We start from the raw sequence: 25,352 nt of genomic DNA on the forward strand, positions 1-25,352 counted from the left end.
CCATATTTATAACGTAACGATAACGGGTCTAGCCCAAAAGTGATGGGCAGTTCACCATCTGGATGCCGGGCGGACCCTTCCGATTCCCCCTTCCCGAGGAGCGTTGCCGTCGTGAGAGTGATAGTTGTCGGAGCCGGCGTGCTGGGTACCCTGCACGCCTGGCATGCACTGGAGCGCGGCCACGACGTCGTGCAGATCGAGCGTGAGGCGGAGGCCCGAGGGGCTTCGCTGCGCAACTTCGGCCAGATCTGGGTGAGTGGCCGCGCGGGCGGCGAGGAACTCGAAACCGCCCTGCGGGCACGGGAGTTGTGGGAGGCCATCGGCGCCCGCATCCCCGGGCTCGGCTTCCGGGCGAACGGTTCCCTGACGCCCGTACGCGGCCCCCGTGAACTCGCCGTCGCCGAGGCGGCGCTCGCCCGTACGGACGCCGCCGCCCGCGGCTACAAGCTGCTCACGGCGGACGAGGCGCGCGCGGTCAACCCGGCCCTGCGCGGCGCGTTCGATGCGGCGCTGTACTGCGAGCGCGACGCGGCCGTCGAGCCCCGCACCGCCCAACTCGCCTTCCGGGCCGAATTGTTGAAGTCGCCCCACTACACCTTTCTGCCCGGCCGTGAGGTCCGTGACGTCGTCGGCGAGAACGCCGTGCGCGACGACCACGGCGACGTGCACACCGGCGACGCGGTCGTGCTGTGCACGGGGGCCTGGCTCGGCGGTCTCGTGCGGGAGTTGGTGGGAGGGGAGCTGCCCGTGCGGCGGGTGCGGCTGCAGATGATGCAGACCGATCCGCTGGGCGAACCGCTCACCACCTCGGTCGCGGACGCTGACAGCTTCCGCTACTACCCCGCCTACCGCAGCGACGCGCTCGACGAACTCGATGCGCACCAGCCGCAGTCCGAGACGGCCGCCGCTCACCGCATGCAGCTGCTCATGGTGCAGCGCGCCGACGGCGGACTGACCATCGGCGACACCCACGAGTACGAGCACCCCTTCGCCTTCGACACCCTCGAAGACCCCTACGACCACCTCACCGGGGTCGTCGAGTCCTTCCTCGGCCGCCCGCTGCCCAGGATCCGCCGCCGCTGGGCGGGGGTGTACGCACAGTGCACCGACCCGAGCCGGGTCGTGCACCGGCAGCGGGTGCGTGACGGGGTGTGGCTGGTCACCGGGCCCGGCGGGCGCGGCATGACCTGCTCGCCGGCGATCGCCGAGACCACCGCCGACGAGCTGGGATGGTGACCGAGTTGCATCGCACACGTCTTGTCGTCCTCGACATGGCCGGTACCACCGTCGCCGACGGCGGGCTCGTCGAACGGGCCTTTGCAACAGCAGCCGCAGAGCTGGGCGTTGAGCCCGGCAGCCCGGATCACGCGGAGAAGCTGGCGTACGTCCGGGCCACCATGGGAGAGTCCAAGATCTCCGTCTTCCGGCACCTGTTCGGGGACGAGGGGCTCGCCCGGCGTGCCAACTCGGCCTTCGAGAAGGCGTACGGCGAACTCGTCGACGGCGGGCTCATCGCACCGATACCCGGGGCGCGCGAAGCCGTCGAGGAACTGCTGGCGAGCGGCTGCGCAGTCGTGCTGACCACCGGGTTCGCCCGCGTCACCCAGGACGCCATCCTCGACGCGCTCGGCTGGCGGACGCTGGTGCCGCTCACGCTCTGCCCCGCCGACGCCGGAGGCCGCGGACGGCCGTACCCCGACATGGTGCTCGAAGCCTTCCTGCGCACCAAGGCCGCTGAGGGCGTCCACCAGGTCGCCGTCGCGGGCGACACCTCGTTCGACATGCTCAGCGGCGCCCGCGCCGGGGCCGGGATCGTCGCCGGAGTGCTCACCGGCGCCCACGCGAACGACGCGCTGCGTTCGGCCGGCGCCACCCATGTCCTCGGCTCGGTCGCCGAACTGCCCGCGCTGCTCCGGGGAGGCGGGTGATGGGCATCCGCTTCGACTCGGTCACGGTCGCCTACGACGGCAACGTCGTCCTCGACGCGCTCGACCTCACCGTCGAACCCGGCGAGGTGATGGCGCTGCTCGGGCCGTCCGGCTCCGGGAAGACCACCGCGCTGCGGGCCGTCGCCGGGTTCGTACGGCCCGTCTCCGGGCGGGTGTTCATCGGGCAACGCGACGTCACCGACCTGCCGCCGTACCGGCGCGGGATCGGCATGGTCGTCCAGCAGTACGCGCTCTTCCCGCACATGCGCGTCGCCGACAACGTCGCCTTCGGGCTCAAGGCGCAGAAGGCGCCGGGGGGCGAGATCCGGGGGCGGGTCGCCGAGGCGCTGGAGATGACCGGCATGGCGGCGTACGCGCGGCGGTATCCACGGGAGTTGTCCGGCGGTCAGCAGCAACGCGTCGCCATCGCACGGGCGTTGGCCATCCGGCCCGGGGTGTTGCTCCTCGACGAACCGCTCTCCGCGCTCGACGCGCAGCTCCGGTCCGGCATGCTCGGCGAACTCGCCCGACTGCACCGGGAGTTGCCCGACGTGTCGATGCTGTACGTCACCCATGACCAGGTCGAGGCGCTGACGCTGGCCGACCGGATCGCGGTCATGGACCGGGCTCGGGTGCGGGAGTGCGGGACGCCTCGGGAGCTGTACCGGGCTCCTCGGCATGAGTTCACGGCGTCCTTCGTGGGGAACGCGAATCTGCTGCCCGTGACAGTGGGGGCGGGGGGTGTCTCTTTCGGCGGGGCCGAGCTCAAGGTCTCCACGGAGGGAATCGCGCCGGGGGCGCGGGCCACGCTGTGCGTCCGGCCCCATCTTGTGGGGCTGGGGCCCGGGCCCAACCAGCTCTCCGGGCGGCTCGGGGAGATCCAGTGGCGCGGGGCCACGCATCGGTTGTACGTGGATGTGGGCGGCAATCGGGTGATGGCGGACCTTCGTGAGCTTCGCGAACCCCCTTCGCACGGGGACGTCGTCACTCTGCACTTCGCGCCCGAGGACGCGGTGTTGCTCAACGCAGAGGTGGGCCATGGGCAGTAGGTCCGGTAATCCCCTGAGAACCCTCTGGGCCATACCCCCCGTAGCCGTCCTCTCCCTCCTCTTCCTCTATCCTCTCCTCCTCGTCGTCCAGCAGTCCTTCCAGCCGGACTCCGGTGGGACCTCCCTTCAGCCGTACGCCGATGTGTTCGCGTCGGCCGCGTTCCGGGAGGCACTGTGGACCACCGTCTGGCTGGCCGCGGCGGCGACGGCAGGGTGTCTGGTGCTCGGGTTCGTGCTGGCGTCGGTCATCGCGTTCGTGCCGTTTCCCGGAGGGAAGGCCGTCGCCCGGTTCATCGACGTGTTCCTGTCGTTTCCGTCCTTCCTGATCACGCTCGCGCTGCTGTTCATCTACGGCACGGTCGGGATGGCCAACGGGGTGTGGACGGATGTCAGCGGGGCGGCGGAGGGGCCGTTCCAGTTCCTCAACACACCCTGGGGGGTGCTGCTCGCCGAGGTCACGTACTTCACGCCGTTCGTGATGCGGCCACTGCTCGCCGCGTTCTCGCAGCTTGACTCCGCGCAGGTGGAGGTGGCGTCCAGTCTGGGGGCGCGGCCCGGACGGATCGTCCGGCAGGTGATCCTGCCCGAGGCGCTGCCCGCGCTCGCGGCCGGCGGAAGCCTCGTCCTCGTGATGTGTCTGAACGAGTTCGGGATCGTGCTCTTCACCGGGGCCAAGGGCGTCACCACGCTTCCGATGCTCGTCTACGGCAAGGCCATCCTGGAGTCCGACTATCCGGGCGCGTGCGTGGTCGCCGTCGTCAACGTCCTTGTCTCCGTGGGTCTTTACGGCCTCTACCGGGTGGTGAGCCGTCGTGTTGGTGCACAGCCGTAAGGGGAAGTGGGCCGTCTGGGGCCTGTTCCTGCTCCTCTTCCTTCCGCTCTTCGCCCTGCCGCTGCTCGTGATCCTCGCCGCGTCCTTCGCCACGAACTGGTCGGGCGCCTTTCCCTCCGGGTTCACGGCCGGGCACTACACCGCCGCCACCCGGGGTGAATCCCTCCAGGCCCTCACCACCAGCCTCGTCACGGCGGTCACCGCGAGCGTGCTCGCGCTCGTCGTCGGGACGTGGGCCGCGCTGGCCGCCGCCGCGCTCGGGAAGCGTCGACGCAGGCTGCTGGACGCCCTGTTCATGCTGCCCGTCGCCGTGCCCTCCGTCGTCGTCGGGCTCGCGGTCCTGGTCGCCTTCTCCAAGCCGCCGATGCTCCTCAACGGCACCCGGTGGATCGTCATCCTGGCCCACGCCGTTCTCGTCACGGCGTTCGCGTACCAGTCCGTCTCGGCCGCTCTCCTCCGGCTCGATCCGGCGTACGAACAGGCCGCCGCCTCCCTCGGCGCCCGGCCCTCCTACGTGCTGTGGCGGGTACGGCTGCCCCTGCTGCTGCCGTCCCTGACCGCCGCCGCCGGGCTCTGCTTCGCCCTGTCCATGGGCGAGTTGAGCGCCACGATGATGCTCTACCCGCCGGACTGGACCCCGCTGCCGGTCCAGATCTTCGCGGCCACCGACCGCGGCGCCCTCTTCACCGGCTCCGCCCTCGCCGTCGTCCTCATGACAGCGACGCTCCTCGTCCTGCTCGCCGTCTCCCGGGTCCGCACCAAGGCCTCGTACCGATAGCACCAGCCCCATCAGCCCAACCCTGCAAGGAGTTCACCTCGCCATGCCCAGAAACACGCCCAGAAGCATGCCCCGAAACCGGGTCGTCCCGATCACCGCCGCCACCCTCGGGGGCCTCGTCCTCGCCTCCTCCCTCACCGCCTGCGGCGGCGACTCGGCCGCCTCCGACGCGAAGGTCGTCACCGTCTACAGCGCCGACGGTCTCAAGGGCGAGAACGGCGACGGCTGGTACGACCAGGTCTTCAAGGACTTCGAGAAGGAGACCGGGATCAAGGTCAAGTACGTGGAGGGCGGCTCCGGCGAGATGGTGCAGCGCGCCGTCCGCGAGAAGACGAACCCCCAGGCCGACCTGCTCGTCACCCTGCCCCCGTTCATCCAACAGGCCGACGGCAAAGGCCTGTTGCAGAAGTACGCGCCGAAGGACTCCGACCAGGTCGACGGCGCCGACAAGGCGGCCGACGGCACCTGGACCTCCGTCGTCAACAACTACTTCGGGTTCGTCTACAACAAGAAGGAGCTGGGGCAGGCGCCCACCACCTGGGAAGAGCTGCTCGCTCCGACGTACAAGAACAAGCTCCAGTACTCCACCCCCGGTGTCGCCGGGGACGGAACCGCCGTGCTCATCAAGGCGATCCACGACTTCGGCGGCAAGGACGCGGCCCTCGCGTACCTGAAGAAGCTCCAGAGCAACAACGTGGGCCCGTCCGCGTCCACCGGCAAGCTCGCGCCCAAGGTCGACAAGGGCGAGCTGCTCGTCGCCAACGGCGACGTCCAGATGAACTACGCGCAGTCCAAGGACATGCCCCACCTCGGCATCTGGTTCCCGGCGAAGGAGGGCGGCAAGCCCACGACCTTCGCGCTGCCGTACGCCGCCGGCCTCGTCACCAAGGCCCCGCACTCCGCAGGCGGCAGGAAGCTCCTCGACTTCATGCTCAGCCGCACGGCCCAGCAGCAGGTCAGCGAGATCGGCGGCGGCTTCTCCGCCCGCAAGGACGTCGAGGCCACCGACGCCAACGCCATCGCCCTGACCAAGATCATGGACGGTGTCGAGATCTTCGAGCCCGACTGGGCCGACATCGACAAGAACCTGACGGCGTACGTCGAGGACTGGAAGTCCGCCACCGGCAGTTGAGCTCCCCGCCCACGCACGAACCTCCGGAGGATCACGTGTCATCGCGCATCTCCCGCCGCTCGCTGCTTCTCTCCGCGGCCGCCCTCGCCACCGCCGTGGGCCCGCTCGCCACCGCCGCCCGCGCCGCCGCCAGGACCCCGAAGGTCCTCGTCGTCGGCCTCGACGGCACCCTCCTCGACCGGATCAAGGACGCCGACGCCCCGAGCCTCGACGCCCTGATGGCCGCCGGCCTCACCGCCCCCAGCAGCATCTACGCCAACCCCCTCGCGCCCACCCTGTCGGGCCCCGGCTGGTCCACGATCATCACCGGCGTCTGGCCCGACAAGCACAACGTGAAGGACAACACCTTCAGCGGCGCCCGGTTCGCCCAGTACCCCGACTTCCTGACCCGGATCGAGACCGCGAAGCCGTCCCTGTCGACGTACGCCGTCTCGTCCTGGGCGCCGATCACCGACACCGTCTTCTCGTCGAAGGTCGACACCCGGGTGTCCACGCCGAGCGCCGAGTACGACACCGGCACCACCGCCCGTGCCGTGGCCCGGCTGAGAGACGGCAACCCCGACGCCGTCTTCGTGCAGCTCGACAACGTCGACCACGCGGGCCACAGTTACGGCGCCGCCAGCCAGCAGTACCTGGACGCGATCCACGGCGTCGACACCCAGGTCGGACAGCTGGTCGCCGCGATCAAGTCCCGTGCCACGTACGCCGGGGAGGACTGGCTGATCCTGGTCACCGCCGACCACGGGCACACCGACGCGGGCGGCCACGGCGGCTCCAGCTGGCCCGAGCGGCAGACGTTCCTCATCGCCAATGGGTCTGCGGTGGCGGGCGGTTCGGTGCGCCACGACGTGAAGATGCCGGACGTCGCCGCCTCCGCGCTCGCCCACCTCGGCATTCCCGTCGATCCCGCCTGGGGCCTCGACGGACGTCCGCTGCAGCAGCCCTCCCCGGACGACTTCGACGCGCTGCGCCCGCAGTTGTCGACCCGCGTGGACGAGACCGGCATCGGCACCGGCGTCCTCGGCTTCACGCACACCCCGCCCGCCGGCTGGTCCATCGACAACTCCGCGATGGGCGGCGGCGGAGTCACCGAGTGGCGCGGCTGGTCGTTCACCACGGACGAGTTCTGGACCAAGGCGCAGGCCGACCAGCAGCGCGAGTGCAACGTGCGGGCCCGCGACGTCTTCGCGGTGGCCGACGGCGACGAGTGGTCCGACAAGACCCCCACCGGCACCTTCGACTCGACCCTGATCAGCCCCGCGTACCCGGTGACCGGAGGCACGACGGCCACCCTCACCTACACCACCTTCTACCGGCAGGAGTCCCCGCAGCAGGGCGAGGTGCTCGTCTCCTACGACGGGAGGACACCGGTGACCGTGAAGACGTACACCTCCGATGTCCCCTCCCGGACCGAGACGGTCACCCTCCAGATTCCGGCGGGTGCGACCAGTGCCCGGGTCCGCTTCCGGTACACCGGCGGCAACAACTGGTACTGGGTGATCGACGGGGTCAAGATCAGCGCGGCTTGATTAGGCTGTGGGCGTCGGCACACCGTCGTACCGGCGCCCCAGCACCCTTGCGTAAGTACGGCAGGAGATCGGCACATGGCAGAGCGCAAGCCCATCGAATCGTGGCTCACCGACATGGACGGTGTGCTCATCCACGAGGGCGTGCCGATCCCCGGCGCCGACGCCTTCATCAAGAAGCTGCGCGAGTCCGGCCGGCCCTTCCTGGTGCTCACCAACAACTCCATCTACACCGCCCGTGACCTGCACGCCCGCCTCCAGCGGATGGGTCTGGACGTGCCGGTGGAGAACATCTGGACCTCCGCCCTGGCCACCGCCAAGTTCCTGGAGGACCAGCGGCCCGGCGGCACGGCGTACGTCATCGGCGAGGCGGGCCTGACCACGGCGCTGCACGACATCGGGTACGTGCTCACCGACCACGAGCCGGACTACGTCGTCCTCGGCGAGACGCGCACCTACTCCTTCGAGGCCATGACGAAGGCCGTGCGGCTCATCAACAACGGGGCCCGTTTCATCTGCACCAACCCCGACGAGACCGGCCCCTCCACCGAGGGCCCGCTGCCCGCGACCGGCGCGGTCGCCGCGCTGATCACCAAGGCGACCGGCAAGCAGCCCTACTTCGCTGGCAAGCCGAACCCGCTGATGATGCGGACGGGCCTCAACGCCATCGGCGCGCACTCCGAGACCAGCGCGATGATCGGCGACCGCATGGACACCGACGTCCTCGCCGGACTGGAGGCCGGGATGGAGACGTACCTCGTCCTCACCGGGCTGACCACGCCCGCGGAGATCGAGAAGTACCCCTACCGGCCGTCGAAGATCGTGGACTCGATCGCGGACCTCGTCGACCGGATCTGATCCCGCGCGAGAACCACGAGAACCGCGTTCACGCGCGAGTACCGCGAGGAACCCGAACTCGTACGGAGCAGTCGGCGCGCTCCCCGGATGCGCCCGCCCGGCCCGAGGAGGAGTCTCCAGGTATCTGGAGGTTCACGATGGGTTCACTGCGACTCGCTCTCTGTGCCGGGGCGGTGGTCGCCGCTGCGTTCACCCCCGATGCGTACGCCGCGGGGGTGGGCGTCTCCGTGACGCCCGCGTCCCCCGTCGCCGGCAGCGACATCCGGCTGACGGCGCAGGGCTGCGCGGGGCGGACGGGAACGGCCGTGTCCGCTGCGTTCGTCGCGGACGCCCGGCTCACCGGCGCCGCGCCCGACGGCGCGCTCGTCGGCGAGACGCGCGTCCGCTCCTCGCTGGCACCCGGCACGTACGACATCAAGGTCGGCTGCGACGGCCACGACGGCAAGGTGACGGGCAGGATCACCGTCCCCGGGGCCACCGTCCCAGGGTCGTCCTCCTCTTCCTCCTTGGCTCCCGCGTCGCCCGTCGCCCCCGTCCACGCGGGCGGCGGCGGCACCGCGCATCTGGCGTCGGTGAACGCCGCGCACGCCGTGGACGTCCGCAACACCGGACCGGGCACCCGGCAGGCGGTGATCGGCCTCGTCCTCGCGAGCGTCGCCGCGTTCGCCGTGGCGATGCGGAGCACTCGCCGGAACCAGGACGCGGACTGACGGACAGCTGAGATGTCAGAACGTTTCGCGATGTCCGAACGGTCCGAGCGGGAGCGTTCCTCCGGCACCGCGCGCCTGCTGATGGGGGTCGCCTGGGTGGTGCTGCTGCTCGGGCTGTGGCTGTGGGGGCGCGAGGTGACGGACGTACGGCAGGGCATGTCGGCGCCGGTCGCCGGTGACATGGCGGCGGTGGGGCGGCCGCCGGAGGTGCGGCTGCCGCCCGCGCTCAAGCCGCTCGGGGAGGCCGCTCCGCAGCGCATCGACATCCCGGCGATGGGGGTGCAGGCGCCGGTCGTGTCCCGCGGGCTCGATCCGCAGGGAGCCGTCGATCCGCCGCCCTACGACCAGCCGGGCGTGGTCGGCTGGTACGCGCGCGGGGCGAAGCCCGGGGCGGCCGGGACCGCGCTGTTCGTGGGGCACGTCGACACCGAGACCCGGCCCGCGGTCTTCTACCGGCTCAGCTCGCTGCGACCCGGCGAGACGGTCCGGGTGATCCGCGACGACGGCACGGTCGCGGTGTTCAGCGTGGAGGACGTCCGGGTCCTCGCACGCGACCGCTTCGATGCCCAACAGGCTTACGGGCCACGGCAGTCGGGCCGGCCCGAGCTGCGGCTCATCACCTGTGGCGGCACGTTCGACCGGGCCACCCGCACCTATTCGGCGAACGTCGTGGCCTCCGCGTACCTGAGCGGCACGGGGATGTGAAGGCGCCCGGGGCGGGCACCTGGCCCGGCCGACGGCCCGCTCCCCCCGGAGCCGCCGGCCGGGCTGGTCCTCGACCGCGCGCGCACGGGCTGCGGGAGTAACCCGGCGACCAGCGCGGGAGGTTCTGGGGCCAATCCGGGCAGGCCGGATTATGCGATGGGTGATGGTCAAGGGGCCTGGGGCTGGGGCCGTTTGAGGCAACTGTAGAACGGATGAGCGCTGCGGCCTAGAGGCTGTTTGACGCCAGGTCGCCATATCGTGGCGCAGAGTGATCCGTGCAGGTCGCGGCCGGATTTGTTCGTGATACTCACCGAGTTCGCGGATACGGCCGTCCGGGCTGTAACAGCTCACCGACAAGGTCCGGGCGATCTCGTGGGCGGTGCGGCGGGTATGTCAGGATTGGTACTTCGGACAGTGCACCCAAGGGGGAGTTGGATGTACGGCAAGAGGGGAGCCGGAACTTGGGCGTCCGTGGCGGTGGCGGGGGCGGCACTGCTGCTCGCCGGGTGTTCCTCCGGGGGCGGCGACGATGACGACGGCGCGGGTGCCAAGGTCACCCAGCAGCCCAGGAGTTCGGACCCGTTCTGGGTCAACCCGTCCGGGAACGCGGCCGAGCAGGTCGCCCGGTATGTGAAGGACGGCCAGAAGGACGACGCCGAGCAGATCCGCAAGATCGCCGAGCAGCCGACCGGCGAGTGGATCGGCCCGGAGAACCCGGAGGCGGAGGCGCGCGGCTTCACCGAGGCCGCGGAGAAGGCGAACCGGTCCGCGATCCTCGTCCTCTACAACATCCCGCACCGCGACTGCGGCCAGTTCTCGCAGGGCGGCGCCGCGGACGGCGACGCCTACAAGGCGTGGATCGACGGGGTCGCCCAGGGAATCGGCGACCGGCCGGCCACGGTGATCCTGGAGCCGGACGCGATCCTGCATCTGGTCAACCAGTGCACGCCGGCCGAGTTCCAGGAGGAGCGCTACTTCCTCCTCAAGAACGCCGTCGGCAAGCTCAAGTCCCTGAAGAACACGAAGGTGTACCTGGACGCGGGCAACGCGGGCTGGGGCCACCCCGACCAGATCTTCCAGCCGCTGCAGCAGGCGGGCATCGACCAGGCCGACGGCTTCTCGGTCAACGTCTCCAACTTCTACTCGACCAAGGACTCCATCGCGTACGGCAAGCAGCTGTCCGCGAAGGTCGGCAACAAGCACTTCGTGATCGACACCAGCCGCAACGGCAACGGGCCGTACACGGGCGGCAAGGCCGACGAGAACTGGTGCAACCCGCCGGGCCGCGCGCTCGGCGAGGAACCGACCACCAGGACCGACGACGCGCTCGTGGACGCCTACCTGTGGGTCAAGCGGCCGGGCGAGTCGGACGGCACGTGCAAGGGCGGGCCCAAGGCGGGGCAGTGGTGGGCGGATTACGCCCTCAAGCTGGCCAAGTCCAGCAAATAGCCGACTACTTGCTACGTGACTGGGGGCGCCCTCCGAAGCGGAGGGCGCCCCCAGTCACGTAACAACTAGCTCTGTATCACGGCACCTTCACCCACTGCGCCTTACTCGGCGTCCCCTGGTCGTCCGTCACGAAGAGCATGTACCAGCCGGACTCCACCAGGTTCCGGTTCTTCGGCAGGGTGACCTTGATGCCGTCCTTCGTCTTCTTGAGGTCCAGTGCGATGGACCGCTGGTCGACGTCGGTGACATGCGTGGACGCGCTCGGCCGGATCAGCCGGGCCGTCGTGATCGACGAGGCGTGCGCCGAGGTGAACGTCGCCGAGCCGCCGCGGGCAACCGTCTTCGGGCCGCCGGAGAGCGAGGGCCGCGAGTCCCGGTAGAGGTACGGCGGGGTGTAGATCTCGATGCGCTGCTCGAACACGCCGGGCTTGGTGTCGGCCTTGTCGGCGTAGAGCGCGTCGGAGCCGAAGAACATCACGCGGCCGTCGGGCAGCAGGATCGAGCCCGAGTGGTAGTTGCGGCCCACCAGCGGGTCGGCGACCTGCTTGAAGGTGTTCGACTTCGCGTTGTAGATCCGCGCCTGGAGGATGTTGGAGTCGCCGCGGCCGCGGTAGTCCTCGGAGCCGCCCGACACCAGCACGGTGTCGTCGGGCAGGATCGAGTACTGCGGGTAGCGGGTGCCCTTCTCCAGCTCGGGCCCGTCCACGAACTTCGGGTCGTTCGACTTGAGGTCGATGAGCCGGGTCTTCCTGCTCGACTTGTCGGACTCGCCGACCCCGCCACCGCCGATCACCATGTACTTCTCGTCCTGCGCGGGCGGCAGCAGCACCGTGCCGGACGTCTCCAGCCGGTCCGGGTCGCTCATGCCCTTGAGCTTGGTGAACTTGTTGGTGTCCAGGTCCCAGATGCCCGGGTCGCGGCCCACGTCGTCCGGCCCGTAGCCCGCGTTGGAGCCCGAGTAGAACAGCTCGCCGTTCTGCATCAGGGAGATCGCCGGGTACGTCGGGAACTGGCGGATGCCCTTGGTGTACGTCCACTTCCTGGTCTTCGGGTCGAACACCTCGTTCTTGCCCGGGACCAGCTGGCCGATCTCGTCGAGCCCGGACAGGGAGAGGACCTTGCCGTCCGACAGGGTGGTGAGCGTCGGGTACCAGCGGGCCTCGTTCATCGGGTCGACCTTGATGTACTTCTCGGCGACCGGGTCGAACTCGTAGGCGTCGCGGATGCCTTGGAAGTCCTTCTTGTCCAGGGCGAGCTTCTGTGCGATGCCGTAGGTGTTGCGGGCGTCGGTGCCGGTCAGGCCCTGGATCCGGTAGTTGTCCTGGGTGCCCGTCTCGTACTTGGTGCCGCTCTTCTGCGCCTCGACGTAGATCCGGCCGAGGCCCGGGTCGTTGCGCAGGAACGCGCCGGTCGCCTTGTCGAAGACCTTCTTCGCGCGCGGCACGAGCACCGGATCCTTGGAGACGAACGTCTTGCCGTTCTTCTTGCCGCTGAACTTGGTGCCCGCGGGCAGCGTGATCGGCTTGTCCGGGTTCTCGTTGTGGACGATCATCAGGCCGCCGGCCTTGGTGACGTCACCCTTCAGCTTCTCGTACCGCCTCGTCCCGCCCGCGATCAGCAGATTGCCGTTGGCGAGCTGGGTGTGGCCCGTGCAGAACAGGTCGGCCGGCGTCGGGATCTTCTTGATGGTCTTCTTGACCGGGTCCCAGATGCGCGTCTCGAACCGCTTCGCGTTGAAGTTGTCCTGGTTGTTGCCCGAACCCGCGATCAGCAGGATCTTGCCGGTGTGCAGCAGGGCCGCGTGAATGGTGTTCAGGCGGTACTCCTCGGGGAAGTCGACGACGTCCCAATGCCCGTTGTCGGCCTTGTACTCCGGCTTGTTGATCTTGTACTGGTGGTACTGCTCCGTCCCGAAGCGATACAGCCACGGCCCGTTCATCCCCGCCAGCGCGAGAACCACCGCCGCGCCTATCGCAAGACGACGAGCGCGGCGGCGGCTTGCACCGTCTTTCATTTCTTACGTCCCCCAAAGGCGATCTGCATCGTCTGGTCCATCGGCTGATCCGTCGGCTCGTCAGTGCCTGCGCCGCCCCCGCTCGCGGCGGCCCAACTGGGCTTGTGCTGCGGGGTGTGCGGCGCGTGCTGCTCCTGCTGCGGCCCCGAGGCCTGCACGGGAACCTGCACGGTGTCGGGCGCCGCGGGCTTCTTCCTCGCCTGGCGCAGCGACCACTGCCAGGCGAAGATCGGCGACGCGGTGATCAGCAGCGCGACCGACGCCCAGGTGAGCATCGCCGGGTGGGCGTGCCCGTAGGCGAACGAGGCGGACATGGAGGCGCCGAAGACGAAGATGAAGAACAGATGGATCCGGAAGGTCCCGAACAGGGTGTCCGGGCTCGCCGAGTCGCCCTTGGGCGTCACGACGAACTTGCTCTTGCGGCGCAGCACGGCGTCCATCAGCGAGCGGGCGTAGATCGGCGCGGAGAGGGCCGACATCACCATGCCCGCCACACCGCCCGAACCCTCCGGCTCGTGCGGCGAGACGTTGTGGCGGCGGTTCCAGATGTACAGGCCGATCTGGAGCGCCGACGCGTTGCCGTAGAGCATCAGCCAGACCGTCGGGTCGATGTTCACGCCGGATGCGCCGAGGCCCAGGAACAGGGCGCAACTCAGCGCCGCGAGGATCCAGTTGAGGGCGGACATCGGGTAGAAGATGATCATCATGGTGTAGTTGAAGAGCTTGCCCGGAGGCATGGAGTAGAAGCCCTTCCAGTACTGCTTGATGATCGTCTCGTACGTGCCCCGCGACCAGCGCAGCTGCTGGGTGAAGAAGTCCGTCCAGGCGTTGGGCCCCTCACCGACGGCGAGCACGTCCGGCGTGTAGATCGACTTCCAGCGCCTGCCGGTGGCCGGGTTCTTGGCGCGGTGCATCTCGAAGCCGGTCGCCATGTCCTCGGTGATCGAGTCGTACAGGCCGCCGATCTGCTTCAGTGCCTTGATGCGTACGGCGTTCGAGGTACCCACGAACATCGGGGAGCCGTAGAAGTTTCCGGCTCGCTGGATGAGGGCGTGGAAGAGGAACTGCTGGGACTCGGCGGCCTTGGTGATGGGGTTGTCGTAGTTGCCGTAGACCTGCGGGCCGATGACGAAGCCGACGTCCGGGTCGCGGAAGAAGCCGAGCATCCGCTCCAGGTAGTTGGGCAGCGGGACGTGGTCGGTGTCGACCGAGGCGAAGTAGTCGTACTCGTCGCCGTGCGCCTCCAGCCAGGCGTTGTAGTTGCCGTGCTTGGTCTTGGCGCGGTGCGGGCCCTTGGCCTGGTTCCACTTCGCGACGCCCTTGCGGGAGAAGTGGTGCACGCCGAGGCGCTCGCAGACCGCCTTCACCTCGGGGTCGTCGCCCTCGTCGAGCAGCCAGATGTGCAGAAGGCCCCGATGGCGGATCCTGACGGCCGCCTCCAGGGTCTTCGTCACCATGGCGAGGGGCTCCTTGCCGGGCACGAATGAGGTGAGGAAGGCGACTCTGGTGCCGGTCTCGGGCACCACCGGGACCGGGTCGCGGGCGACCAGCGTGGCGTGCGCGTTCGACAGCACGTTCATGCAGCGGAAGAACTCGATCAGACCGATCGAGACCAGCATCACGATGTCGAGTGCCGGAAGGAAGTCGTAGGCCGGGTAGTCGCGTTCGGTCCAGTGCTCCGGCTGGAGCAGCCAGCCGAGCAGGATCAGCGAGAGCAGTGGGGCGGCGCCCAGCATCAGCGCGGCACGTATGCGGTGCGGCTCCTGCGAAAGGAGCGAGCGGTACTGGACCTTGTAGGGCTTGGCCGGGTCAGGCTGCGTGAGGGGTCCCGCCAGCCGGCTGTAGTGCTCGTAGTCGTATCTCGGCAGTGATTTCTTGATTCTGCGGAACCCGCCGGTCCGGTGCGATGGCACCCTCAGCTGAGTCGTCTCGGACGGGTCGAAGTTCTCCCGGGCGCCCGTCGGCGTCATGAGTCATCCCCCCGCACGCACAGGTGCGTGTTCGTCGGTCTTCCGTCCGCTCGGGTCCCCCTCGACCTTCACGGACGCATCAGTGGCAGGTGAGCATCACCACGTCATCCACACTGTGGAGACACAGAAACGCGACCTTCCGGTTGCATGATGCCCCCCTCGGCATCCATTCATGGACGGGGTCCCATCCCCATCGCAGTGGCAACCGGCCGAGCCCCCAACTGTCGTGTACCGACAGTCCCTTGAAGCCCAGGGTTCTACGCCGTTCATCATGATCGCAAGATGCGAAACGCGGTGTTAACCGGTCATACGCGCTCTTTGGGACAGCTGTGCGAATCTGGGGAGGATGGGACGAAGGCGGGGCGCCGGTACGGCGAAGAGGCCCCCCGCTGCTGCGAGAGGCCTCTTCGGTCGGTGCGCCGCCAGGGACTCGAACCCCGGACCCGCTGATTAAGAGTCAGCTGCTCTAACCAACTGAGCTAGCGGCGCGCGCTGACTCGAGAACTCTACCCGACGGGAGAGGGTGCTCCCGACCGTGGACCCGGTACGGACTCCGCCCGGACCCCGGTCGTGGCGGCCCCGTACATCATTCGGACCGTCAACATGCGACACCGGAGGACAGTTGAGAAACTGACGACTGTGCAGAAGCGCGGATATTTCCACCTGGAGTGTGAGGGGAATCGCATGGCGGCTCCGGTATTCGAGGAATTCGATCCCGCGAGCGACTGCGAATGCCCCGGATGTGTTCACTGGCGGCGCGTGATGCCGCATTCCCCGCTGTCCGGTCCGGTCGGCCATCCGGCGGCGCGCAAGGCCCTGGTGCTGGCCGCGGCGGCGGGCACCGTGCTCGGCGCGGGCCAGGCGATGCCGGCGGTCGCCGCCGCCCACGGACCCGTCCACCCGGGCATCCCCGCAGGTGACGAGCCCGGCACCCCGCAGGGCAGCAAGGCTCCGCTGCACGGGCCCGCCGGCAAGCCCGCGACGGCCGGCAAACCCGCGGCCCCGGTCAAGGCGCCCGCGACCACCCGGGCGGAGATCATCAACCGGGCCAAGACCTGGATCGCCGCCCAGGTGCCGTACAGCATGAGTGCCTACTGGTCCGACGGGTACCGGCAGGACTGCTCGGGCTTTGTCTCCATGGCCTGGAACCTGCCCGGAAACGAATGGACGGGCAGCCTCGACAAGTTCGGCGAGCGCATTTCCCGGGACCAGCTCCAGCCCGGCGACATTCTCCTCTTCCACAATCCCTCGGACCCCGAGAAAGGCTCGCACGTCGTCATTTTCGGCGGCTGGACGGACTACACGCACACCTATTACGTCGCCTACGAGGAGACCCGCCCGCACGCCCGCAGGCAGGCCACTCCTTATGCCTACTGGAGCTACTCCGACCGCTATGTGGCGTACCGCTACAAGGGCCTCGCCGAGGGCACCGGCGGCTCGGCCCCCTCCGGCACCCCGGCGACCACCCACTTCCCCGGGGCGGTCTACTTCGGGCCCGGCGCGAACAACGCGTACGTCACCCAGCTGGGCCGTCTCCTCGTCGACCGGGGAGCGCGCCGCTTCTACACCCAGGGCCCCGGGCCGCGCTGGGGCGACGCCGACCGGCGGGCCACGCAGGCCTTCCAGCAGGCGCAGGGCTGGACCGGAGCGGACGCGGACGGGCTGCCGGGTGCGCAGACCTGGGCGTTGCTGATGGCGAAGCAGGGCCGGGACATCCCGCCGACCGGAACACCCGGCAGCCCCGGACCGAAGGGGTCGCCCGCCCCCTCCTCGCACGGGGTGCCCGGCTATCCGGGGCGCGGGATGTTCCGGCCCGGCGCGACCAACGCCTACGTCACCAAGCTCGGGAAGCAACTGGTCAAGAAGGGGTTCGGCAAGTACTACACGACGGGTCCGGGGCCGCGTTGGGGCGAGGCGGACCGGCGCAACGTCGAGGCGTTCCAGCGCGCCCAGGGCTGGCGCGGCGGCGCGGCGGACGGCTACCCGGGGCCGGAGACCTGGCGGCGGCTGTTCGCCTAGCCGGGCGGACGCCGCTTCGCTTCTCGGAGAAGCACGGTCTCGAATCAGCACGGCTTCTCAAAGCGGTACGGCTTTACCGGTCACATCACTGACGCATCTGGCGCGGAGGCTGGAGGCACGTATGAGTACGACGACTTCACACAGCCCGGAGTCCGAAGGGGCACCGGAGGCCGGCGGTACGCGGCCGGCCCGGCTCATCCACAACGAGGCGACCACCGAGATCCCCGTCCACCTGCTCTTCCGCGACGACCCCGAGCCGGTCTCGGTGCCGCTCGCGCCCGCCGTGGTGGGCCGCCGCCGCGGCACCGGCGAGCAGCCGCGCGTAGCCCGGCGGCCCGCCCCGGCGCGTCCGGCGCCGGAGGTCGACCCGGAACTCGTCGAGCGACCCGCACGGGTGCTGCCCGGAGGGGCGGGTGTGCTGGCCGGGGCCTGCGGGGTGGCCGGATGTGTACTCACCTCCTGGTGGGCCGGCGCGGTACCGGCACCGGCACTCGATGCACTCGGACTGCCCTGGTCGGCCGGGGCCGGGTTCGGACCGGCGCAGTGGGCCGCGTACGCGGGCGCGGGGGCGCTCGGACTGTTCGGTTTCGGCGGTCTCGCCCGGGGCCGGACCGGGCGGGCCTGGGTGCTCGGCCTGTTCGGCCGCTACCGCGGCACGGTCCGGCGCACCGGTCTGCTGTGGGTCAACCCGCTGGTGCTGCGCCGCCGCGTCGACGTACGGCTGCGGCACTGGCGCAGCGAGCCGCTGCCCGCGGTCGACGCGAGCGGGGTCGCGCTGCGTGTGGTCGCGCTCGTGGTCTGGCGGGTCAAGGACACGGCGCGGGCCACGCTCGGCATCGAGGACCACGAGTCGTATCTGCGCGAGTGCGTGGAGGCGGCGCTCTCGCGGGTGCCGGTGGAGGGGATCGCCGCCAAGGGCGGCGGTGCCGTGCCGCCGCGCCCGGACGCCGTCGGTGATGCGCTGACCCGTCTGGTGGCGGAGGACACGGCGCCGGTGGGCGTCGAGGTGTTCTCGGTGCAGCCGGTCCGGATCGAGTACGCCCCCGAGGTCGCGGCCGTCATGCACCGGCGCCGCATCGCCGCGCTGGACGCGCAGAACCGCGCCACCGCGCTCACCTCGGTCGTCGACTCGGTCGAGGACACGGTGACCCGGCTGACCATGCGCGGCCTCGTCGAACTCGACGACTACGAGCGCAAGGCGCTGGTGAAGGACCTGACGGTGGCGTTCTGCGCGGGGCGGGGGGATGCCGCCCCGTGATTGGTATGGACATGCCTTTGATATGGACACAGTCAATTCGCGGTAATAATCTGGGACTTGGTCTAGACCTGAACCATCGGCTCCACGCATCGCGATGCGCACGCACGGCTCACGGAACTCCCCACGTTCTCCAGGAGCGGCAGCATGCGCAAAAAACCCGGTATACACAGAAAGACCAAGTTCTACGCGGCCGTCGTCGGGCTCACCACCGCCGGAGCCTTCGTGCTCTCCACCGGCGGCGCCAACGCGCACGGCTACACCGACCAGCCCCTCAGCCGACAGAAGATGTGCGCCGCGAACGGAGGCTCCGTCGCCAACTGCGGCGACATCCAGTGGGAGCCGCAGAGCGTCGAGGGCCCGAAGGGCTTCCCGGCGGCCGGTCCGAACGACGGACAGATCTGTTCCGCGAACCACACCAACTTCGGCCAGCTCGACCAGCCGAAGACACCCGCGGGCACGGCCTGGCCGACGACCAGGGTGAGCGGAGGGCAGAGCTACACCTTCCGCTGGCAGTTCACCGCCATGCACGCCACGACCGACTTCAAGTACTACGTCACGAAGTCGGGCTGGAACCAGAACCACGCGCTGACCAGGGCGGACCTGAACACCACTCCGTTCCTGACCGTCCCGTACGGCGGCCAGCGCCCGCCGTCCACGCTCACCCACACCGGCACCCTGCCCTCGGGGCTGAGCGGGCACCACATCATCCTCGGGGTGTGGACGATCGCGGACACGGCGAACGCGTTCTACTCGTGCGCGGACGTCACGTTCTGAGCCGCGTTCTCAGGAACGTTCTGAGCCTCTCTTGAGGAGCGGATCCCCTCTGATCAGGTACGTTCCACGCACGTCGCCACGACCAGGCGACGTGCGTGGAGCTGTACGGAACACCGGGGGACCGTCATGGAAGTCTTTTTCTACATCGTGCCCACGCTCATGATCGCGGGCGTGCTCTTCGCCGCGAGCCGGCTGTTCAAGCGCGCCCGGCGCATCAGGAGCGCCTGGAACAGCGGGCTCACCGCGGAGGCGCGCTGTCTGCGGACCTACACCACGACCAGCGGCGGCGGTGGCGACACCTCGGTGAGCACGACACTGCACCACGTCTACGAGTTCACGACGCGCGAGGGCCGCACCGTCCGCTTCGAGGAGGAGAACGGACCGGGGACGATCCTGGAGGGCGACATCGTGACGGCGTACTACGTCGCGGAGCGCCCCGAGGAGGCCACGGCGCACACTCCCGGCCCCGGGAAGCTCTGGAGCGGCATGGGGTGCTTCGTGGTGATGGGCGGCGTGGTCATCGCCTTCTGCGTCGTGTTCATGGTCGCGGCCCACGAGATCTTCGCGTCGACCGCCGGCATGATGGACGACCCGGGCGACATGATGCCGTAGCCCTCCACATCTGACGGACCGTCAACTAACGTGCGCCCCCATGGAGTCCAAGAGGCGCACCGTCGCGGAGCTCGTCACGGAACGGTGGGGCGACCACCGCCCCGGGCTGTGGTGCGAGGGGCGGATCCTCACCCACCACCAGGTGGCGGCGAGCGCCGCGGCCCGGGCGGCGTTGCTGGGGGACCTGCTGCCGCCCGGCGCCGAGCCGCACGTCGGTGTCCTGCTCGACAACACCCCCGAATACCCGATGTGGTTGGGCGCGGCCTCCCTCGCCGGTGCCGCCGTCGCCGGGATCAACCCGACCCGGCGGGGCCCGGAACTGGCCCGCGACATCCTGCACACCGAGTGCCGCGTACTGATCACCGAACGGGCCCACCTGCCCCTCCTCGGCGGACTCGAACTGCCGGGTGTACGCGTCCTGGTGACCGACACGGACTCCTACGCCGACCTGCTCGCGCCGTACGAGGGCACGAAACCGGACGCGTCCGGCGCGACCCCGGACGACCGGCTCCTGCTCCTCTTCACCTCCGGCTCGACCGGTGCGCCCAAGGCCGCGATCTGCACCCAGGGCCGGCTGGCCGCCGCCGGGCAGTCCCTGGTCGACCACTTCGGCATACGGCCCGGCGACACCCACTACATCTGCATGCCGATGTTCCACGGCAACGCGGTGATCGCCGACTGGGCGCCCGCGCTCGCGGCCGGCGCGGGCATCGCGCTGCGGCGCCGCTTCTCCGCCTCGGGCTTCCTCGCCGACGTACGCGCCTGCGGGGCCACCTACTTCACCTACGTCGGCCGTGCCGTGCAGTACATCCTGGCCACGCCCGCCCGCCCCGACGACCGCGACAACCCGCTGCGGCTGGGCTTCGGCACCGAGGCGGGCGTGGTGGACGCGGGGGCCTTCGAGCGCCGCTTCGGTGTACGGCTGGTCGAGGGCTACGGCTCCTCGGAGGGCGGCGCCGCCATCCAGCGGACGCCCGACACCCCGCCGGGAGCGGTCGGCCGGGCGGCACCCCGCGACGACCTCGCGGTGGTCGACCCGGGCACCCGCGCCGAATGCCCGCCGGCCGCCTTCACCGACGACGGACGACTGCTCAACGGGTCCGAGGCGATAGGGGAGTTGGTCAACCGCGGCCCCAACCCCTTCGAGGGCTACTGGCGCAACCCCGCCGCGGAAGCCGCCCGCAAGCGCGACAACTGGTACTGGACCGGCGACCTCTTCTACCGGGACACCGCCGGATTCCTCTACTTCGCGGGCCGCACGGACGACCGGCTGCGCGTCGACAGCGAGAACCTCGCCGCCGCGATGATCGAGAACATCCTCGCCCGCTACGAGGAAGCCGCCGCCGTGGCCGTCTACGCCGTACCCGACCCGGTCGCGGGCGACCAGGTGATGGCCACCCTGTCCCTGCACTCGGGAACCTTCGATCCCCTCGCCTTCGCCGAATTCCTTCTCGAACAGCCCGACTTGGGCACCAAGATGGCCCCGCGGTTCGTGCGCATCGTGAAGCACATGCCCGTCACCGCCACCAACAAGATCCACCGGGTGGCGCTGCGCCGCGAGGGCTTCCGCTGCCCGGAGCCGGTGTGGTGGCGGCCACCGGGGGAGGCCGCGTACCGCCCGCTGCGGGAGGCGGACGTCGCCGACCTGCTCGGCCAGTACCGGGACCGGGGACGCGAGGAACTGCTGACGAGGTAGGGCTGGGCCCACCCCCGCAACACCCCCTGCTCGTATGGTCCGTGCGGTCGGGTGCCGCCTACCGTGAGCCCATGATCCGTCCGATGAGACACATGCGATACGCGGGATATCTCGTCAGCGGTGTCCTCGTCGGCGCCCCGCTGCTCCTCGGGCTGCTGGTGCTCGCCGTCGTCGGGATCGCGCTGACGCCGGTGCTCGTCGGCCTGCCGCTGCTCGGTCTGCTGGCCCTGTCCGGCGTGCCCGTGGGCGTACTGGAGCGATGGCGGCTGCGGCTCGCCGACCCGGCGAAGCCCGTGCCCGGCCCGCACCGCACCCCGGACGAGCCGGGACTCGCCGCCTGGGCCAGGCTCCGGTTCACCGAACCCGCGACCTGGCGCGAGCTGGCGTACGCCGTCCTGCTCGCGTTCCTCCTGTGGCCCCTCGACGTGCTGGTGCTCGCCGTGGCGGTGGGCATCCCCGGCGCGATGCTCGGGGCGCCGGTCCAGCTCGCGATTTCCGGCGGCGACACCCGGATCGCCAAGCTGTGGCTCATCGACGCCTACCCGCAGGCGGCGCTGTGCGCGGTCGCCGGGGCCGTGCTCCTCCTCGCCCTCCTGTGGCCACTCGCCCAGTACGCCAGGGCCCGCGCCGCCCTCGCCCGGCTGCTGCTCGCGTCGCGCGACGACGGGCAGCGGCTGGCCGAGGTGACGAAGTCGCGGGCCCGGCTCGTCGCCGCCTTCGAGGCCGAACGGCGCCGCATCGAGCGGGACTTGCACGATGGCGCCCAGCAGCGGCTCGTGGCGCTGAGCATGACGCTGGGCCTGGCCCGCCTCGACGCGCCGCCCGCGCTCGCGGGGCAGCTCGCCACCGCCCACCGGGAGGCCGACCAAGTCCTCGGCGAGCTGCGCGAGTTGATCCACGGAATCCATCCGCAGGTCCTCGCCGACTACGGCCTCGGGGACGCGATCGCCGACGCCGCCGACCGCTCGGCCGTACCCGTGGAACTGGACGTGGAGGTGCCGAGGTTCGACGAATCCGTGGAGTCCGCCGCGTACTTCGCCGTACGGGAGGCGCTGGCGAACATCGGCAGGCACAGCGGCGCGCAGCGCGCCCGGATCACCGGGCGGTACGAGCAGGCGAGGCTGCGGATCGAGGTGCGGGACGACGGAGTGGGCGGCGCGGACGGTGCGCGCGGCTCCGGGCTCACCGGGCTCGCCGACCGGCTCGCGGTCCTCGATGGGACACTGACCGTCGACAGCCCGGCCGGCGGGCCGACCGCCCTGCGACTGGAGATCCCTTGCCTGGTCCGTTGAGAGTGGTGCTCGCCGAGGACGGCGTACTGCTGCGCGAAGGACTCGTCGGACTGCTGGCCCGCTTCGGCCACGAGGTCGTCGCCGCGGTCGGGGACGCCCATGCGCTGCGCGACGCGGCGATGGCACACGCACCCGACCTCGTCGTCACCGACGTACGCATGCCGCCCGCCTTCCAGGACGAGGGCCTGCGCGCGGCCCTCGCCCTGCGTTCCGCGAACCCCCGCCTCCCCGTCCTCGTCCTCAGCCAGTACGTCCAGCGCGCCTACGCCGCCGAGCTGCTCGACACCGGGGACGGCACCGGCGTCGGCTATCTGCTCAAGGACCGGATCGGGCAGGTCGAGCAGTTCGCGGAGGCGGTGGAGCGGGTGGCCGCGGGTGGCACGGTCGTGGATCCCGAGGTCGTACGGCAGCTGCTGCGCCGCCGGCGCGATCCGCTGGAGGCGCTCACCCCGCGCGAGCGGGAGGTGCTGGGCCTGGTCGCGGAGGGGAAGTCGAACGGGGCGATCGCCCGGGAGCTGGTCGTCACCGAGGCCGCCGTCGGCAAGCACATCGGCAACATCCTCGGAAAGCTGAACCTGCCTCCGGCGGAGGACACGCATCGACGGGTGCTGGCGGTGCTCGCGTATCTGCGGGGCTGAGGACCCGCAGGGCGAGGGGGTGTGGGTGGCGAAGCCCCCACAACGCGCGGCGAAGCCGCGCAAAAACGACGGTGGCGGGTTGTGTTCGCGCTTTCTGCGAACACAACCCGCCACCGTCAACGTGCGCCGCCAGGGACTCGAACCCCGGACCCGCTGATTAAGAGTCAGCTGCTCTAACCAACTGAGCTAGCGGCGCATGACTCTCGCCGTCCGCTCTCGCGGTCGGCGACAAAAGAAATACTACCTGGTCCGGGCGGGTGCTTCTGACCACCCAGGGGGTGGTCAGATCGCCAGCGAAAGCAGTACCGGTGCGGCCTCCCGGTTCAGTGTGTCCGCCGCCTGGCGGAGCCGGTGTGCGTGCTCCACCGGGAGGGACAGCGCGAGGCAGCCGACGGCTGAACCGGCCGTGATCGGGACGGCGGCGCAGACCGTGCCGATCGCGTACTCCTGGAGGTCGAGCACCGGAACCGTGGGCGGCTGGGCGTCGAGCCGGGACAGGAACTGGCGCTCGTTGGTGATGGTGCGCGAGGTGAGACGGGCCATCTTGTGGCGGGAGAGATGGTCGCGGCGGCCGTTGATGTCGAGCTGGCCGAGCAGGCTCTTGCCGACCGCGCTGGCGTGGGCGGAGGAGCGGAAGTCGACCCATTCGTTCACGGCGGGGGTCGCGGGACCCGTGGCGCACTGGGTGACGTGTACCTCGCCGTCGATGTAGCGGCTGATGTAGATGGCGGCGCCGACCGAGTCGCGCAGCCGGTCGATGGTCTGCTGGAGCTTGTCGCGCAGGGCCTGGTCGCGGCCGTGCGCCGAGCTCAGTCGCTTGAGTGCGGTGCCGCTGACGTACGCACCGTCGGTGATCTGCTCGACGTACCCTTCGCGCCGCAGCATCCGCAGGAGGGTGGTCAGCCGCTCCGTGCCTAGGCCGGTGCGGCGGGCGAGCTCGAAGTCGGTGATGCCGGTTGAGTGCCGCGCCACTGTTTCCAGGACGCGCAGGGCGTCCTGGGCCGAGTGGTAGGGCGCGGTCGGCTCGTGCTTGAGCGCCACGGTTCCCCCTGCGCTTTGTGGCCGGGCTTTACAGATGGATGCAGCCGGACAGCTGGGCTTCGTCCACGATAACCGCCAAGACGGTTGCGGGGAGGGGTTGTTGGCGAGAAAAGTGGCGCGTTCCGGCCCTCTCAGCAGGAACGCACCACCTCTGGCATATGCCAAGGTCATGACCCAGTCGTCGGGCCTCGGACATCACCGTGTTCATTTCCCGAACTGACTTCTGGTCAACGATTTTGGTCGGGGACTCCCGCCGAGCTGCGGGTCACAGCACGGCGCTCAGGAATTCCCGTGTCCGGTCCTGCTCGGGCTCACCGAAGATCTTCTCCGGCGGACCGGATTCGATGACATGGCCCGCGTCGAACATCAGGACCTGGTCCGAGATGTCCCGGGCGAAGTTCATCTCGTGGGTCACACAGAGCATCGTGATGTCCGTGGTGCGGGCGATGTCACGGAGGACGTCGAGGACGCCCGCGACCAGCTCCGGGTCGAGCGCGGAGGTCACCTCGTCGAGGAGCAGCACCTGCGGCCGCATCGCCAGCGCCCGGGCGATCGCGACCCGCTGCTGCTGCCCGCCGGACAGCTGACTCGGGTACGAGTCGGCCTTGTCGGCGAGGCCCACCAGGTCGAGCAGCTCACGGGCACGCTGCTCGGCCTCGTCCTTGGACAGGCAGAGGACGGTGACCGGCGCCTCGGTGATGTTCCGCAGCACCTTCATGTTCGGGAACAGGTTGAACTGCTGGAAGACCATCCCGATGTTCTTGCGGACCTCGCGGATCTGCTTCTCGGGTGCGGGGAAGAGCTTCTCCCCGCCGACGGTGATCGTGCCCTCGTCGGGCTTGGTCAGCGTCATCAGCAGCCGCAGGATCGTCGTCTTGCCGGAGCCGGAGGGGCCGATCAGCGTGACGTGCTTGCCGGAGTCGACGCGGAAGTCGAGCCCGTCGAGGACGGTGTTGCCCCCGAAGCGCTTGGTGACCTTGTCGAAGCGGATCAGCTCGCTGCCGTCCACGGGTGGGTTGGCGAGGTCCTTCAGGGGGCTGGTCTCGGGATCGGTGCCGGCGTTGGTGCCGG

22 protein-coding genes and 2 tRNA genes are annotated in these 25,352 nt (G+C 69.9%); 18 read left to right on the plus strand and 6 right to left on the minus strand.

Annotated features, from left to right (window positions below):
• Positions 1-111 precede the first annotated feature (111 nt).
• From AB5J56_RS28050 to AB5J56_RS28100, 11 genes are all read left to right on the plus strand, one after another.
• The gene (locus AB5J56_RS28050; protein ID WP_369236213.1) at positions 112-1,236 is read left to right on the plus strand and encodes a TIGR03364 family FAD-dependent oxidoreductase; all 1,125 of its coding nucleotides are present in this window, start codon (positions 112-114) and stop codon (positions 1,234-1,236) included.
• Positions 1,230-1,928, plus strand: coding sequence for an HAD family hydrolase (locus AB5J56_RS28055; RefSeq protein ID WP_369236215.1), 699 nt, complete (start codon positions 1,230-1,232; stop codon positions 1,926-1,928). The genes AB5J56_RS28050 and AB5J56_RS28055 overlap by 7 nt, the downstream gene beginning before the upstream one ends.
• Complete coding sequence (locus AB5J56_RS28060; RefSeq protein WP_369236217.1) at positions 1,928-2,977, plus strand: ABC transporter ATP-binding protein; 1,050 nt, start codon at positions 1,928-1,930, stop codon at positions 2,975-2,977. The genes AB5J56_RS28055 and AB5J56_RS28060 overlap by 1 nt, the downstream gene beginning before the upstream one ends.
• A complete protein-coding gene (locus AB5J56_RS28065) occupies positions 2,967-3,809 on the plus strand; it encodes a 2-aminoethylphosphonate ABC transporter permease subunit (protein ID WP_369236219.1) in 843 nt (280 codons plus the stop codon). The genes AB5J56_RS28060 and AB5J56_RS28065 overlap by 11 nt, the downstream gene beginning before the upstream one ends.
• Entirely contained in the window at positions 3,790-4,587 is a 798-nt protein-coding gene (locus tag AB5J56_RS28070) for an ABC transporter permease (protein WP_369236221.1), read from the plus strand. Before AB5J56_RS28065 ends, AB5J56_RS28070 begins: the two co-directional genes overlap by 20 nt.
• A gap of 67 nt (positions 4,588-4,654) precedes the next feature.
• A complete protein-coding gene (locus AB5J56_RS28075) occupies positions 4,655-5,719 on the plus strand; it encodes a 2-aminoethylphosphonate ABC transporter substrate-binding protein (protein ID WP_369242835.1) in 1,065 nt (354 codons plus the stop codon).
• Between the two features lie 35 nt (positions 5,720-5,754).
• Positions 5,755-7,248: an alkaline phosphatase family protein gene (locus AB5J56_RS28080; RefSeq protein ID WP_369236223.1), complete on the plus strand. Its 1,494-nt coding sequence runs from the start codon at positions 5,755-5,757 to the stop codon at positions 7,246-7,248.
• Between the two features lie 75 nt (positions 7,249-7,323).
• Complete coding sequence (locus AB5J56_RS28085; protein WP_369236225.1) at positions 7,324-8,103, plus strand: HAD-IIA family hydrolase; 780 nt, start codon at positions 7,324-7,326, stop codon at positions 8,101-8,103.
• Between the two features lie 137 nt (positions 8,104-8,240).
• Positions 8,241-8,813, plus strand: coding sequence for a hypothetical protein (locus AB5J56_RS28090; RefSeq protein ID WP_369236227.1), 573 nt, complete (start codon positions 8,241-8,243; stop codon positions 8,811-8,813).
• Positions 8,814-8,843: 30 nt separating this feature from the next.
• Entirely contained in the window at positions 8,844-9,518 is a 675-nt protein-coding gene (locus tag AB5J56_RS28095) for a class F sortase (protein WP_369236229.1), read from the plus strand.
• 435 nt (positions 9,519-9,953) lie between these two features.
• Complete coding sequence (locus tag AB5J56_RS28100; protein WP_369236231.1) at positions 9,954-10,967, plus strand: glycoside hydrolase family 6 protein; 1,014 nt, start codon at positions 9,954-9,956, stop codon at positions 10,965-10,967.
• 76 nt (positions 10,968-11,043) lie between these two features.
• Here the strand turns inward: AB5J56_RS28100 and AB5J56_RS28105 are convergent, their stop codons facing one another.
• The 3 genes from AB5J56_RS28105 to AB5J56_RS28115 form a co-directional block, all read right to left on the minus strand.
• Positions 11,044-12,981 carry a galactose oxidase-like domain-containing protein gene (locus AB5J56_RS28105; protein ID WP_369236233.1) on the minus strand — a complete coding sequence of 646 codons (1,938 nt, stop codon included), beginning with the start codon at positions 12,979-12,981 and terminating at the stop codon, positions 11,044-11,046.
• The gene (locus AB5J56_RS28110; RefSeq protein WP_369236235.1) at positions 12,978-14,951 is read right to left on the minus strand and encodes a glycosyltransferase family 2 protein; all 1,974 of its coding nucleotides are present in this window, start codon (positions 14,949-14,951) and stop codon (positions 12,978-12,980) included. Before AB5J56_RS28110 ends, AB5J56_RS28105 begins: the two co-directional genes overlap by 4 nt.
• A gap of 415 nt (positions 14,952-15,366) precedes the next feature.
• Positions 15,367-15,440, minus strand: a tRNA-Lys gene (locus AB5J56_RS28115).
• A gap of 195 nt (positions 15,441-15,635) precedes the next feature.
• Here AB5J56_RS28115 and AB5J56_RS28120 point away from each other — a divergent pair.
• The 7 genes from AB5J56_RS28120 (at position 15,636) to AB5J56_RS28150 (ending at position 23,240) form a co-directional block, all read left to right on the plus strand.
• Positions 15,636-16,970, plus strand: coding sequence for a peptidoglycan-binding protein (locus AB5J56_RS28120; RefSeq protein WP_369236237.1), 1,335 nt, complete (start codon positions 15,636-15,638; stop codon positions 16,968-16,970).
• Between the two features lie 121 nt (positions 16,971-17,091).
• Positions 17,092-18,228 (plus strand): SPFH domain-containing protein, encoded by a 1,137-nt coding sequence (locus AB5J56_RS28125; RefSeq protein ID WP_369236239.1) that lies wholly within the window; start codon positions 17,092-17,094, stop codon positions 18,226-18,228.
• Between the two features lie 162 nt (positions 18,229-18,390).
• Positions 18,391-19,002, plus strand: coding sequence for a lytic polysaccharide monooxygenase (locus AB5J56_RS28130; protein ID WP_369242837.1), 612 nt, complete (start codon positions 18,391-18,393; stop codon positions 19,000-19,002).
• 126 nt (positions 19,003-19,128) lie between these two features.
• A complete protein-coding gene (locus tag AB5J56_RS28135) occupies positions 19,129-19,614 on the plus strand; it encodes a DUF3592 domain-containing protein (protein WP_369236241.1) in 486 nt (161 codons plus the stop codon).
• Between the two features lie 40 nt (positions 19,615-19,654).
• Entirely contained in the window at positions 19,655-21,310 is a 1,656-nt protein-coding gene (locus AB5J56_RS28140; RefSeq protein WP_369236243.1) for an AMP-binding protein, read from the plus strand.
• Positions 21,311-21,393: 83 nt separating this feature from the next.
• Positions 21,394-22,602: a sensor histidine kinase gene (locus AB5J56_RS28145; protein ID WP_369236245.1), complete on the plus strand. Its 1,209-nt coding sequence runs from the start codon at positions 21,394-21,396 to the stop codon at positions 22,600-22,602.
• The gene (locus tag AB5J56_RS28150) at positions 22,587-23,240 is read left to right on the plus strand and encodes a response regulator (protein ID WP_369236247.1); all 654 of its coding nucleotides are present in this window, start codon (positions 22,587-22,589) and stop codon (positions 23,238-23,240) included. The genes AB5J56_RS28145 and AB5J56_RS28150 overlap by 16 nt, the downstream gene beginning before the upstream one ends.
• A gap of 122 nt (positions 23,241-23,362) precedes the next feature.
• Here AB5J56_RS28150 and AB5J56_RS28155 read toward each other — a convergent pair.
• The 3 genes from AB5J56_RS28155 to ehuA form a co-directional block, all read right to left on the minus strand.
• Positions 23,363-23,436 (minus strand) — tRNA-Lys (locus tag AB5J56_RS28155).
• A gap of 86 nt (positions 23,437-23,522) precedes the next feature.
• Positions 23,523-24,281, minus strand: coding sequence for an IclR family transcriptional regulator (locus AB5J56_RS28160; protein ID WP_369236249.1), 759 nt, complete (start codon positions 24,279-24,281; stop codon positions 23,523-23,525).
• A 265-nt stretch (positions 24,282-24,546) separates the two neighbouring features.
• Positions 24,547-25,314: an ectoine/hydroxyectoine ABC transporter ATP-binding protein EhuA gene (gene ehuA, locus AB5J56_RS28165; protein ID WP_369242839.1), complete on the minus strand. Its 768-nt coding sequence runs from the start codon at positions 25,312-25,314 to the stop codon at positions 24,547-24,549.
• Between the last annotated feature and the right edge of the window lie 38 nt (positions 25,315-25,352).

This window comes from Streptomyces sp. R21, assembly GCF_041051975.1.
GTDB lineage: Bacteria > Actinomycetota > Actinomycetes > Streptomycetales > Streptomycetaceae > Streptomyces.